This window comes from Caldisericota bacterium (genome assembly GCA_034717215.1).
Taxonomy (GTDB): domain Bacteria; phylum Caldisericota; class Caldisericia; order Caldisericales; family Caldisericaceae; genus UBA646.
This window is the reverse complement of the sequence record JAYELD010000045.1, coordinates 1-12457: the sequence shown is the minus strand read 5'-3', so window position 1 is coordinate 12457 and position 12457 is coordinate 1. Positions and strand designations below refer to the sequence as shown.

General features: G+C 37.2%; 14 protein-coding genes. 13 read left to right on the top strand and 1 reads right to left on the bottom strand.

The genetic code is table 11. The features are described from left to right. Positions 1 to 421: 421 nt before the first annotated feature. Positions 422 to 652 (top strand): hypothetical protein, encoded by a 231-nt coding sequence (locus U9Q18_02060; GenBank protein ID MEA3313143.1) that lies wholly within the window; start codon positions 422 to 424, stop codon positions 650 to 652. 266 nt (positions 653 to 918) lie between these two features. Here the strand turns inward: U9Q18_02060 and U9Q18_02055 are convergent, their stop codons facing one another. Then, positions 919 to 1533 carry a hypothetical protein gene (locus tag U9Q18_02055; protein ID MEA3313142.1) on the bottom strand — a complete coding sequence of 205 codons (615 nt, stop codon included), beginning with the start codon at positions 1531 to 1533 and terminating at the stop codon, positions 919 to 921. Positions 1534 to 1920: 387 nt separating this feature from the next. On the opposite strand from U9Q18_02055, the gene U9Q18_02050 reads away from it, so the two are divergent. The 12 genes from U9Q18_02050 (at position 1921) to U9Q18_01995 (ending at position 12236) form a co-directional block, all read left to right on the top strand. Further along, positions 1921 to 3153, top strand: a complete 1233-nt coding sequence (locus U9Q18_02050) for an NAD(P)/FAD-dependent oxidoreductase (GenBank protein MEA3313141.1) — start codon at positions 1921 to 1923, stop codon at positions 3151 to 3153. Between the two features lie 52 nt (positions 3154 to 3205). Beyond that, entirely contained in the window at positions 3206 to 4093 is an 888-nt protein-coding gene (pdxS, locus tag U9Q18_02045) for a pyridoxal 5'-phosphate synthase lyase subunit PdxS (protein ID MEA3313140.1), read from the top strand. After that, the gene (pdxT, locus tag U9Q18_02040; protein ID MEA3313139.1) at positions 4094 to 4675 is read left to right on the top strand and encodes a pyridoxal 5'-phosphate synthase glutaminase subunit PdxT; all 582 of its coding nucleotides are present in this window, start codon (positions 4094 to 4096) and stop codon (positions 4673 to 4675) included. A 10-nt stretch (positions 4676 to 4685) separates the two neighbouring features. Then, on the top strand, positions 4686 to 5447 hold the full coding sequence (locus tag U9Q18_02035) for a YebC/PmpR family DNA-binding transcriptional regulator (protein ID MEA3313138.1): 762 nt from the start codon (positions 4686 to 4688) through the stop codon (positions 5445 to 5447). Between the two features lie 3 nt (positions 5448 to 5450). Beyond that, positions 5451 to 5942, top strand: coding sequence for a crossover junction endodeoxyribonuclease RuvC (ruvC, locus tag U9Q18_02030; protein MEA3313137.1), 492 nt, complete (start codon positions 5451 to 5453; stop codon positions 5940 to 5942). Continuing rightward, positions 5939 to 6505, top strand: coding sequence for a Holliday junction branch migration protein RuvA (gene ruvA, locus U9Q18_02025; GenBank protein MEA3313136.1), 567 nt, complete (start codon positions 5939 to 5941; stop codon positions 6503 to 6505). Before ruvC ends, ruvA begins: the two co-directional genes overlap by 4 nt. Continuing rightward, complete coding sequence (gene ruvB, locus U9Q18_02020) at positions 6498 to 7460, top strand: Holliday junction branch migration DNA helicase RuvB (protein ID MEA3313135.1); 963 nt, start codon at positions 6498 to 6500, stop codon at positions 7458 to 7460. Before ruvA ends, ruvB begins: the two co-directional genes overlap by 8 nt. A gap of 60 nt (positions 7461 to 7520) precedes the next feature. Further along, positions 7521 to 8783 carry a glucose-1-phosphate adenylyltransferase gene (glgC, locus tag U9Q18_02015; protein MEA3313134.1) on the top strand — a complete coding sequence of 421 codons (1263 nt, stop codon included), beginning with the start codon at positions 7521 to 7523 and terminating at the stop codon, positions 8781 to 8783. Between the two features lie 12 nt (positions 8784 to 8795). Then, entirely contained in the window at positions 8796 to 9425 is a 630-nt protein-coding gene (locus tag U9Q18_02010) for a DUF4912 domain-containing protein (GenBank protein MEA3313133.1), read from the top strand. Continuing rightward, on the top strand, positions 9422 to 11020 hold the full coding sequence (locus U9Q18_02005; GenBank protein MEA3313132.1) for a 1,4-alpha-glucan branching protein domain-containing protein: 1599 nt from the start codon (positions 9422 to 9424) through the stop codon (positions 11018 to 11020). The genes U9Q18_02010 and U9Q18_02005 overlap by 4 nt, the downstream gene beginning before the upstream one ends. Positions 11021 to 11079: 59 nt before the next feature. Further along, positions 11080 to 11640: an HDIG domain-containing protein gene (locus tag U9Q18_02000; GenBank protein ID MEA3313131.1), complete on the top strand. Its 561-nt coding sequence runs from the start codon at positions 11080 to 11082 to the stop codon at positions 11638 to 11640. Positions 11641 to 11759: 119 nt separating this feature from the next. Next, complete coding sequence (locus U9Q18_01995; GenBank protein ID MEA3313130.1) at positions 11760 to 12236, top strand: hypothetical protein; 477 nt, start codon at positions 11760 to 11762, stop codon at positions 12234 to 12236. Positions 12237 to 12457: the final 221 nt, after the last annotated feature.

Genomic DNA, 12457 nt, shown 5'->3' with positions numbered 1-12457 from the left:
CCAGCCGATCTAACCAATCCTCAAACTCCTCTAAGTACAGTGTATCACTTTCTTCTATTCTCTTCACTTAATTTTCTTTCCTCATTTTTTATATAATTCTCCTCCTTCTATATCATACGAGGCACCAAGCGATACAAAAATGATCATAAAGTGCCTGGCACCAAGCGATCACTTTTTTCGTGCGTCATTGTGCTGCATTGTCTTTGCGCGGAGCGGTAGCGACAAAGCAATCTCATCCTTAATAATAAATAATTGTTTTAGAAAACCAAAAATTAAAAGAAATATTATTCTGGGATTACTTTCTCGGTCATTTTATTTCCTTCTCGCAAAAACTAAAAAGCATGATAAGCACAATGTAATGTATGTAACAATTTGGCTCCTGTAAATTTTATGTTAAAATATTATTAGGAGTGTTAAAAGCATGCTTACAATAAAATGTGCAAAATGTGGCACAAAACTTATGAAATATCAGAAAATTGGCAATGGTAAAGTACTTCGTTGTTTTAAGGATAGAATTGTTAAAGATTATACGATAAGGCAAGAGGATCTTGTGCTATGCCCGCACTGTTTAAATGTAATAGGTAAAGACGAGGGGATTTTTATAAAAATGAATCAAAGCAGTTTCACATACAGTGGAACAAAAATCCATTGATGTTTTTACAGATCAGCTTTCTGCTGTCATACCGCTAGGAGAGGATAGTCGGATGCAAGAGCATGGCCATTTTTTTATTGTGTGTGTAATATTAAAGTTTTATATATTTTAAATCTACTTCTTTAATAACAAAAAACCCCAAGCTGCTAAAGCTCTCGAAAACAATTTTTTAAGAATTTTAGCAGCTCAGAGTTTTTGTCGAAAGTGATTATGTGCTTACTATTTTCCCTTATTGATGCTCCTCTTTATCCTGTAAAGAATTTATTTCATGGCATATATTTGCCAAAGCCGGGGCCAATAGGGCTCAAATACGAAATTCCATGAAAGCCACCATAACGGTCTATATAAACTTCTTGGATGGTAGCAAAGGCTCCCCAGATGACAGGACCAATTTCTTCTCCATCAGATGTATACCACACACCCTCAATCGCAGTGGCGCCTTCCGGAGCAGCAACAATTTTGCAAAAATAAGTCCATTTATGCATTTTGCCATCTTCTCCCTCGTATATTCCCCGCATATGGTTTGTTAGCCAAGCGCCCGAGCCGATGTAACTATTATAACCATAGTGGCGGTCAAGAAATCCATCACCATCGCAATCTTTGTTTGAGAGCCAGGCATCGTTCCACTTCATTATCAAGTGAGTTCCTTCATTAACTTGTGCGGGTGGTCGCGTAATATTACCATAGTACCCGTTGAACATATGTGCCTGATAGTTATAACCCCACTGATCATACCCTAGCGATATTATTGTAGTGGAACCCTTATAATGTATTGTTCCGTCCTGGATGGTATCTGCCATTACGTTGTTACTTCCTATGGCAAAAAAGCCCACAAGAGACAGCAGTGATATTACTACTGCAATAATAAGAATTTTTTTCATTTCTAATACCCTCCTCCTTTTTTATTTTTTGATGCTACTACAGTTTAACCCCTTTTTTTCGCTTATCAGTAGCAAAAGCACTTTTTTCAATCTTTTTTCTTTTTTTACCACCTCCATTTCCTAACATTTCCCCATTTTATACCTGAATATTAAATATTCACCCTCTAAATAAAATTTTAAGATGGTTTTTTACTTTGTCAAGTAGTTTATAAAAAAAATATAAAATTATTTATTTTTTAAATTGCGATTTAATTAAAAAAAATGATTTTAAATTCAATGTATATATTCTATTACTTATAAAGTTGGCTTAGATAATTTTAAATACATTAAAGCAAGAATTTTTTAAATATTTTAATAATATATCTTTTTGCTGTATAATTTTATCTCATGGGAAAGAAAATTTTAATTATTGGTGGTGGAGCAGCTGGAATAATGGCTGCTATAAAAGCTGCCGAAAAAAGCGAAGTTTACCTGTTTGAAAAGATGCCACGGCTTGGCCTCAAGATTCTTATTTCAGGGAAAGGCCGATGTAATGTAACGAATGCCGGATCTATTGACCAATTAATTAAGGCATTTGGGCGGAATGGCCGATTTTTGCATCATGCATTTTATGCATTTTCAAATGAAGATCTTGTCAAATTTCTTGAAGAAATTGGTGTTAGAATGAAAAAGGAAAGAGGTAACAGAGTTTTTCCTGTAAGTAATCACGCTAAGGACATTCTCGATGCGTTAAAAATGGAGCTTAAACGGCTAAATGTAACCGTACAGGAAAAGACATCCGTAAAAGACCTTATAATAGTGAATCATGAGGCAAAAGGGATTGTTCTTAAATCTAATGAAAAGATATTAGGTGATGCGGTAATTCTTGCGACAGGCGGAAAATCGTTTCCTGGTCTCGGTACCACGGGCGATGGGTTTGATATGCTTGTAAAAACGGGGCATACGATCCAGCCGTTATATCCTTCGCTTGTCCCGCTTGTTACGGAGGAAAAATGGGGAAGAGAACTGGAAGGGTTATCACTAAGAAATGTGAGAGTCAGTGCAAGCGTTGGTAAAAAGAAATTTTCCCATTTTGGCGATATGGTTTTTACAAAAAATGGAATCTCAGGCCCCATCATATTGTCGATTTCATCGGAAATTGTTCCGTATCTTACTAAACCTTTGTCTCTGGAAATTGATTTAAAGCCCGCACTTGATAAAGAAGTTCTTGACAAAAGATTGTTAAAGGATTTTGCAAAATATTCCAATAAAGAATATAAAAATTCTTTAGGCGATCTTCTTCCGCGCAGTTTTATTCCAATTTTTGTGTTATTAACAGGCGTTGTTCCGAATAAAAAATGCAACGAAATTACGAAAGAAGAGAGAAAAAGAGTGCTTGATTTACTGAAACACTTTCCACTTACCATTATTGGCACCGAAGGGTTTGCGCATGCTGTTGTTACAAAAGGCGGGGTTTTATTAAAAGAAGTTAATCCGAAAACGATGCAGTCAAAACTCATTAAAAATTTATATATTACCGGAGAGTTGCTGAACCTCGATGGCGTCACAGGTGGCTACAATTTGCAGGCTGCATTTTCTACAGGTTTTGTGGCGGGATTTTTCGCTTCCAATGACCCTTAATGAGTTGATTTTTAGCAGGAAAATCATACAATAGTAGAGGAGGCGATAGCTTATGGAAGAAGTTTATGGGACGATAAAAGTAAAAAAAGGACTAGCCGAAATGCTTAAAAGTGGAGTCATTATGGACGTAACTTCTGTTGAGCAGGCTAAAATAGCTGAAGAAGCAGGCGCAGTTGCCGTAATGGCACTGGAGAGAATTCCTGCTGACATCAGAAAAGAGGGCGGCGTTGCAAGGATGGCTGATCCGAAGTTAGCAAAGGATATAATGAATGCTGTTTCTATACCGGTTATGGCGAAGGTAAGGATTGGGCATTTTGCCGAAGCACAGATTTTAGAATCAATTGGAGTAGATTTTATTGATGAAAGTGAAGTGCTTACTCCGGCCGACGAAGTACACCATATCAAGAAATGGGATTTTAAAATACCATTTGTGTGTGGAGCAAGGGACCTTGGTGAGGCATTGCGCAGGATTTCTGAAGGTGCTGCAATGATTAGGACAAAAGGAGAGCCGGGTACAGGAAATATAGTAGAAGCAGTGCGGCATATGCGCGTTGTGACGGATGAAATTAGAAAGATTCAAACTATGAGTGACGATGAACTTTTTACGGAGGCTAAAGAGCTGAGAGCACCCATAGAGCTTGTGAGGGAGATAAAAGCATTGGGGAGGCTTCCTGTTGTAAATTTTGCTGCCGGAGGCATAGCGACGCCTGCTGACGCATCTCTTATGATGCAGCTTGGGGCTGATGGTGTTTTTGTCGGTTCTGGCATCTTTAAATCTACTAATCCAAAACGAAGGGCAGAAGCAATTGTTGCTGCGACAACTTATTTTGACAAGCCGGAGATAGTTGCAAAAGTATCGGAGAATCTTGGCGAAGAGATGGAAGGTATAGACATTAAGGATCTTACGGATAAAGATAAAATGCAGGTAAGAGGAGAGTAGATGAAGATAGGAGTACTTGCAATCCAGGGTGCTGTATCAGAACATATTAATATGTTAAAGCGCGCAGAAGCAGAAGCATTCGCTGTAAAGACGGTAGAAAACATTAATTCTGTAGATGGGCTAATACTGCCCGGAGGAGAAAGCACAACCATAGGAAGGCTTATTCGTCTTTATAAGATAGATGCTGCCATAAAAGAGAGGGCGGCGAAAGGAATGCCAATATACGGGACTTGTGCGGGAATGATTCTTTTATCTAGGCACATTAACGGATTTAACCAGCCTACATTAGAGTTAATTGATACCGCAATAACAAGAAATGCTTTTGGCAGACAGGTGGACAGCATGGAGGTAGATCTTGCGATAAAGGGTTTTGATACCCCTTTTCATGCAACTTTCATCAGAGCTCCTGTTGCGAAAGACTTGGGCAAAGACGTGGAAATTTTATCTGAACTTTCCGAGGGTGCTGTTTTTGTGAAGCAGGGAAATATTCTTGCCTCATCCTTTCATCCGGAGCTTGGGAATGATTTAAGGATTCATAAGTATTTTTTAGATATGGTAAAAAGTTTTTTAAATAAACAATAAGGAGGTTTTTATGTCCGGACATTCGAAATGGCATAATATACAAGCAAGGAAGAGTTCTCAAGATGCCAAAAGAGGCAAAGTTTTTACAAAAATAACGAAAGAAATAATTGTTGCAGCAAAGCAAGGTGGAGGCAATCTCGACACTAATACGCGTTTAAGAGGGGCTGTTGAGAAAGCTAAAAAAACAGGTATGCCCTCGGATAATATTAAAAAGGCAATTATGCGTGGAACAGGTGAGCTTCCTGGCGTAACGTACGAAGAAGTTACATATGAAGCATATGGGCCTGGTGGCATTGCATTTATTTTGAAGATATCGACAGATAACAAAAATAGAACTGTCTCAGAGTTGAGAAGGATATTAAGTAAATTTAATGGAAGTCTTGCAGAATCAGGGGCGGTTTCCTGGAACTTTGAAACAAAGGGTGAAATTGAGATAGAATCATCTGATTTAAAGTATGATGACCTTTTTATGATCGCTGCAGATGCCGGAGCAGAAGACCTTGAAGAACAAGACGGTGCTTTTACGGTGATAACTGACCCAAAAGCACTTGAAATAGTAAAAAACAAAATGGAAGAGCAAAAGATAGAAATAAAAAATGCTGATGTTGTACTCAGGCCAAAAACTACAGTCAAAGTTTCCGGTGACGATGCAGTAAGAACTCTTAAACTTTGCGACGAACTTGAAAATCACGATGACGTGCAGGATTATTATATAAATTACGATATAGATGAAGATGAGTTAAAAAAAATTCTTGATGAGATTGGAATTTAGAGAATGACTAGAGTTTTGGGTATTGACCCGGGTATTGCTTCTACGGGTTTTGGTATTGTGCAGAAAGATGGCGATTTGTTAGAACTAATCAATTATGGTGTGATAAAAACACTTCCGAATCTAAATATCCCTGAGCGGCTTAACAAACTGTATTCAGAATTGTCTGATCTTATGGATAAAAATAAGACTGATTATGTAGCAGTTGAAAGACTGTTTTTCAATACGAATTTAAAAACCGTGATTAATGTTAGTGAAGCAAAGGGAGTTATAATGCTCGCTGTTTCCAAATATTATAGTGAGGTATTTGAGTATACTCCGTCGGAGGCAAAAAAAGCTTTGCTTGGTGCAGGTAGGGCTACCAAAAAGGAAGTGCAATATGCCATTATGAACATTTTTAAAATGGATCGTTTACCTCGTCCTGATGATGCTGCAGATGGTATTGCACTTGCGCTTTGTCATATTTATACAATTCCATATCTGGAGAAAGCCAAATGATTGCATTATTAAAGGGTAATATTTATGAAATAAATGGTCATAATTTGATTGTACTCGTTAATGGTATTGGTTTTGAGGTAGTGTTGCCAAGAATTGGAAATTTTGATGTTGGAAATGATATTAGTTTGTATATATATGAGGATGTGAAAGACGACGGAACAACTCTTTATGGGTTTACAGAAATGTCTGAAAAAGAATTATTTGGGCTTATCATTAGAAAAGTTGGTGGTATCGGAGCAAAGACGGCACTTGAAATTTTCAAACGGTTTTCAAGAGAACAATTTATTTCTCTGGTTGAAACTGGTGATTTCAAAAAGTTTCAAACTGTTCCGGGAATTGGTGGAAAAACTGCAAAGAGGGTAGTCATCGAATTAGGTGGAGAGATAAAAGATTTGCTGGAACAAAAAGTTCCCTTGAATGAAAATCTTCAAATTGCAAAGAATGCGTTGATATCCGTTGGATATAGTGCTACAGATGCTGTAAAAGTATTGAAAACTATCGATGAAAACGATTCTGTGGAAAATATCGTTAAAATGGCGATAAAAAAGTTAAGCAATGAGTAACCCTATAAGGCCAAAGAATTTAGACGAGTTTATTGGGCAGCAGCAAGTCAAAAAAAGCTTGAGGATTTTTTTAGATTCAGCTCGTTCCCGGCAACAGTCACTGGACCATACACTTTTTTATGGCCCGCCGGGCCTTGGCAAAACTACTCTTTCTTCAATTATTGCGTATGAGTTGAGCGTTCATGTTAAACATATAACCGGTCCTTCCCTGGAGAGAGTTGCTGATCTTGCGGCAATTCTTATCGGTCTTTCAAAGGGTGACGTATTATTTATAGATGAAATTCACCGTCTTCCCAAAGCAAATGAAGAAGTTCTTTATTCGGCAATGGAAGATTTTAAGCTGCCCATTGTGGCTGGTGGAGGACGTTCGGCTCACACTATCGTTATTGATTTAAATCCTTTTACCCTTATCGGGGCTACAACCCGTTTTGGCTTAATTTCTCCTCCACTTCGAGATAGGTTTGGCATAGTTTATCATCTTGAGCTGTACAGTCCGGAGGAATTGAAAGAAATTATACTTCGCGACAGCAAAATTTTAGGTATTCATATAGACGATGATGCGGCATTGATTCTTGGGAAAAGGGCGAGAGGAGTACCCAGGATTGCGATACAGTTGCTTAGACGCGTAAGAGATTTTGCAGAAGTAAGGAACAATGCTGTTATTACTAAAGATATTGTAGAGGAAACGTGTAAGGATCTTCATATAGATAGTTTTGGCCTGAATGATTTGGACAGGAAATATCTGGGAAATCTCGTTGAAAAATTCAAAGGTGGTCCTGCGGGAATTACAGCGCTTGCAACGGCATGCGGTGAAGATAGAGGGACACTGGAAGACATTATAGAGCCGTATCTTATGAAGATAAATTTTCTGCTTCGAACGCCAAAGGGAAGAGTTGTCACAAGAAAAGCAAAACGATATCTGAATATCAAAGACGAGGATTCCCTCTTTTATTAGCCTGTGTTTTTCTTTTTCCTCTATTAATCTTATAATAAAAGAAAGTCTTTGGAGGAAGCCATGAACTGTGAGAGAATTATTAAAAAGACATTAGTATTTCTGCTTGCCGGGGGAAAAGGGCAACGGCTATATCCGCTTACTGAGGAAAGAGCAAAACCGGCCGTACCATTTGGTGGAAAATACAGGATTATTGACTTTACGCTAAGCAACTGTGTTAATTCAGGTCTGAAGAAAATTCTTGTTGTTACTCAATATAAATCAGCTTCTCTCAGCAGACATCTTGCGTTAGGATGGGGGTTTTTGAGTGACAGATTCGGTGAGTATATAATAGATATTCCGCCGCAGCAACGTCTTGGTGAAAGGTGGTATGTAGGCACGGCTGATGCTGTCTACCAAAATTTATTCTTTGTTAAAAGAGAAGAATCTGAATATGTGTTAATTCTTTCGGGGGACCACGTCTATAAAATGGATTATCGGAAAATGCTTGAGTTTCATATTGAGCATAAAGCTGAGATTACCATTGGAGCAGTTCTTGTAGAAAAGGAGCGGGCAAAATCTTTTGGTATTATGCAGATAGACAATAACGGCAAAGTTGTTGATTTTAAAGAAAAGTCAAAAAATCCTTTTACTTTGCCTAATTTACCCGATTATTCTCTTGCTTCTATGGGAATATATATATTCAACCGAGAAACATTAAATAAACTTCTTGCTCATGATGCAAAAATACAAAGTTCATCTCATGATTTTAGCAAAGACATCATACCGTTTGCTATATCTAACAAAAATGAAGTATTTTCTTATCGTTTTGTGGATAAAAATAACGAGCAGGCATATTGGCAGGATGTTGGCACAATTGATGCTTTTTATAATGCAAATATGGATCTTTTGTCTCCTTTACCTGGACTAAACCTTTATGATAAAAACTGGCCATTTTTTACTCATGCAAGACAGCTTCCTCCGGCGAAATTTACTTTTAGAGAAATTAGTGGAGAGAAGATATTTGGTTATGCAAAAGATTCCTTAATAGCTGATGGCGTGATTGTGGAAGGAGGGACGATCCTTCATTCTGTTATTTTTCCAAAGGCAAGGATTGGTGTAAAGAGCAACATTAGAGACTCAGTTATATTTAATAACACAAATATCGGGAAAAATACCCGCATAAAGAGAGCAATTATAGACAAAAGGGTCATTGTGCCAGATAATGTAAAGATAGGATTTAATCGAGAAGTTGATGAAAAATATTTTTATGTGTCTAATTCTGGCATTGTTGTAATACCACGGGGATACATGTTTCCTAAAAGTTTTCCGCGTATATCGATTTAAGGAAGTGATGAAATGAATAAAAAAAGTTATGATGAAATGAATAAAAAAGAGCTTTTAGATGTGGCAAAGCGTTACGGAATAAAGGGAAGACACAAGATGAATAAAACAAAATTAGTGAGTGCAATTAAACTTAGAGATAAAATGAAAGAAAAAATTGCTAAAAGTGAAGGAAAAATAAAAAGAAGAAAACTTGATGTGAGCTACGGAGTGAATCATTTAGAGCTTCTTCCTAAAGAGCCCGGCAATGTTTATGTACACTGGAAGATTGTAGGCAAAGAAAAAAAATCAGACATCTTTCTTCGGCTAAGAAATAAGGGCAAGACAGTGCTTGAAATTCCCGTTGCCTCATACAAAGGTAAAGGATATTTGCGTGTTGAAGAAGGTAAGTCTTTAGCAGCTTCTATTGGGTTTAAAAAAGGAAAAAGGTTTGTTTCTGTCATTTCCTCCGAAGAGATTGTTGTTCCCCGCAGTAAGCCTTCGGCGAAGAAAACGACTAAATGGGCTTATGTGAATCCGAATACAGGGAGGATTGTGAAGAGGCAAAAGAAAGTACAAGACAAAAACACTCTTGAAGAAAAGAAAAAAAAGACCGAAAAAACTGCAAAGACAGTAAAATATATAAAAATTCCTAAAGAACGATGAAAGGCAAGCGGGGATATCTCAGTATTGTATTGCACTCCCACCTTCCTTTTGTCAAGCATCCTGAGCATGAATTTTTCCTCGAGGAAAACTGGCTTTTTGAGGCAATTAGTGAGACGTATCTTCCGCTTTACATTTTGTTTGAAAGATTAAAAAGAGAAGGCATTAAATTCCAGCTCACAATATCCATAACCCCTCCACTTATTTCTATGTTAACAGATCCTTTACTTATGAGGCGGTACCAGCGCTATCTTGATAGTAGGCTATCTTTTTTGAGAGATGAAATTATAGAAAATAAAGTAAATGCAAGAGAAAAAGAGATTTTACTATTTTATTTGGATAGATTTAAGGAACTTAATTATTTTTTTGATGTAAAATTAAATAGAGATATTCTTTCAGGTTTTAAAAAGTTTCAAGAACAAGGATTTCTTGAAATAATTACTTGCACTGCAACGCATGAGATACTTCCTCTTGAGCTAAACGAGCGGATACGAGAAATGCAAGTTGAAGTTGGCATTGAAGCATATAAACGCACATTCGGACGTGCCCCCAGAGGAATATGGCTTGGCGAGTGTGCTTATACAAATGGCGTGGAAAAGATCCTTGCAAATAACGACATTAAATTTACTTTCCTTGATACACACGGTATTTTATATGCGGAACCCCAGCCACTATATGGCGTGCACGCGCCAATTTATTCTGAAGAAGGCGTTGCATTTTTTGGAAGAGACCCAGAAGCCTCAAAACAGGTATGGAGTGCAAAGGAAGGTTATCCTGGCGATTTTAACTACAGGGAATTTTACAGGGATATTGGGTATGAAATCCCGGTTGAAAAAGTAAACAAGTATCTACATCCCGGGGGATTTAGGTTTGATTCCGGCATTAAAATGCACAAGATTACCGGGAATATGCCGCTTGGCAAAAAAGAGCTGTACGATAGAGAAAAGGCCATTAAGACAGCAAATACTCATGCGGGTAATTTTATGTTCAACATAGAGAAGGAGGCGGAGTATCTGCTTAGCATTATGGACAGAGAGCCCATCATTGTTGCTCCGTTTGATACGGAGCTTTTTGGACACTGGTGGTTTGAAGGGCCAGATTTTATTGAATCTCTTTTGAGAAAAATCTATAAATATTCAGATAAGATTGAAACAATTACACCCTTTAATTATCTAAAAAAATATCCCACCAATCAATTGTCTCTCCCTGCTCCATCCACGTGGGGTGACGGAGGGTACTTTAGTGTTTGGCTCAACGAGAAAAATGATTGGGTGTATTCTCACCTTTATATGATGGGGAAAAGGATGATAGAACTGGCTGAGAAAATAATAACTCCTGACAATACTATTGAGCGGGCACTGACTCAGATGGGAAGAGAATTGCTTCTTGCTGAGAGTAGCGACTGGACATTTCTTATCACAACAGGAACTGCATCAAACTATTCGATAGATAGAGTAAAATTTCATATTAATGCATTTAATGAGCTTTACGGAGAAGTAAAAAGTAATATAATTGATAAAAATTTGCTGGAGTTTTTAGAAGAGAGAGACAGTATTTTTCCGTTTCTTAATTACAGAGTATTTCGGCGCAAAAAATAGAATACAAAAATGTTATAACGAGAAAGACGTATAAATTTAGATGAGTTAAGGAGGTTTTTATGGTATTTGACAGAGACAATCTTTTTGGTGAATTAAGAAATCGAGTAAGGGATGAAAATCTCATAAAACATATGCTTGCAACAGAAGCTGTTATGAGGGCTATTGCAAGAAGATTGGGCGAAGATGAGGAAAAATGGGGTATCACAGGATTATTGCACGATATCGATTACGAATTAACCAAAGACGACCCTGAAAAACACAGCTTAATAGGTGCAGAGTGGCTGAAAGAGCTAGGCCTTCCGGAGGACGTAGTTTATGCTGCAAAAGTACATAATGAAAGACATGGATTCCCCAGAAAGACGCCGTTAGATAAATCACTGTACGCTGTGGACCCAATTACTGGTTTCATCATGGCGGTTGGGTTGGTTATGCCTGACAAAAAATTGGCTACAGTACGAGTTAAATCTATAAAGAAAAAATTCAAAGACAAAAGTTTTGCAGCAGGTGCAAGCAGGGATCAGATGGAGACTTGCGAGGAAGAGCTTGGCATTCCCCTTAACGAGTTTTTTGAAATTTCACTTAAAGCAATGCAAGAGATAGCAGACGAGTTGGACTTATAGAAAGATAATTCAGCTCCAAAATTGACTGTTGCGTATATTATTATAGACTACTGAATAATTATGGCATAAGAAAAATTTTAAATGTGAATAATCCACTTTGAAGGCGGTAAATTATTACGATGAATCATTCAATAAAAACAGGATTTAGTTTTGGTTTGACCTCCGGAGTAATTACAACTTTGGGACTGATAGTGGGCTTACATTCTGGCACGCACTCAACGCTTGTGGTTCTCGGTGGAATATTAACAATTGCAATAGCAGATGCATTTTCGGACGCATTGGGTATTCATGTTTCTGAAGAAGCGGAAGGCAAACACACAGAAAGAGAAATATGGGAATCAACAATCTCAACTTTTGTATCCAAATTTGTTATTGCGTTGTCGTTTGTTATTCCTCTTTTATTATTTCAATTATCAACAGCAATTATTATTAGTATAGTCTGGGGTCTATTTTTATTAACTGCTTTTAATTTGTACATTGCCAGAGGGCAAAAGACAAAAACATGGAAAGTAGTAGCAGAGCATTTGATTATTGCGCTGATAGTCATAGGTATAGCTCATTTTGTTGGTGACTTGATTAGTACAATGTTTGGTTAAATAAAGTATTTTTTGGGTGTATCAATTATATAAAGAGATAATTAGTTAGCTAACAAATTTTTGCACAAGAAAGTATGCAATTTTTACGGGAATTTTTTTGGTTCTTTGCGCTTTTTTGTAAAATTTTTTGTACGAAATGTATCCAGATGAAACGCTTTCCATGGCTTGCTGCATTGTACTTTTACTGATAATAACATTTTTTATTAGAGGCAAAAATGGGT

Bases quoted from the DNA above. Each gene is read 5' to 3' on its own strand.
- U9Q18_02010 (MEA3313133.1), top strand. From the start codon at position 8,796: ATGAATAAAAAAAGTTATGATGAAATGAATAAAAAAGAGCTTTTAGAT.
- ruvB (MEA3313135.1), top strand. From the start codon at position 6,498: ATGAGTAACCCTATAAGGCCAAAGAATTTAGACGAGTTTATTGGGCAG.
- U9Q18_01995 (MEA3313130.1), top strand. From the start codon at position 11,760: ATGAATCATTCAATAAAAACAGGATTTAGTTTTGGTTTGACCTCCGGA.
- ruvA (MEA3313136.1), top strand. From the start codon at position 5,939: ATGATTGCATTATTAAAGGGTAATATTTATGAAATAAATGGTCATAAT.
- U9Q18_02050 (MEA3313141.1), top strand. From the start codon at position 1,921: ATGGGAAAGAAAATTTTAATTATTGGTGGTGGAGCAGCTGGAATAATG.
- pdxS (MEA3313140.1), top strand. From the start codon at position 3,206: ATGGAAGAAGTTTATGGGACGATAAAAGTAAAAAAAGGACTAGCCGAA.
- ruvC (MEA3313137.1), top strand. From the start codon at position 5,451: ATGACTAGAGTTTTGGGTATTGACCCGGGTATTGCTTCTACGGGTTTT.
- glgC (MEA3313134.1), top strand. From the start codon at position 7,521: ATGAACTGTGAGAGAATTATTAAAAAGACATTAGTATTTCTGCTTGCC.
- pdxT (MEA3313139.1), top strand. From the start codon at position 4,094: ATGAAGATAGGAGTACTTGCAATCCAGGGTGCTGTATCAGAACATATT.
- U9Q18_02000 (MEA3313131.1), top strand. From the start codon at position 11,080: ATGGTATTTGACAGAGACAATCTTTTTGGTGAATTAAGAAATCGAGTA.
- U9Q18_02005 (MEA3313132.1), top strand. From the start codon at position 9,422: ATGAAAGGCAAGCGGGGATATCTCAGTATTGTATTGCACTCCCACCTT.
- U9Q18_02060 (MEA3313143.1), top strand. From the start codon at position 422: ATGCTTACAATAAAATGTGCAAAATGTGGCACAAAACTTATGAAATAT.
- U9Q18_02055 (MEA3313142.1), bottom strand. From the start codon at position 1,533: ATGAAAAAAATTCTTATTATTGCAGTAGTAATATCACTGCTGTCTCTT.
- U9Q18_02035 (MEA3313138.1), top strand. From the start codon at position 4,686: ATGTCCGGACATTCGAAATGGCATAATATACAAGCAAGGAAGAGTTCT.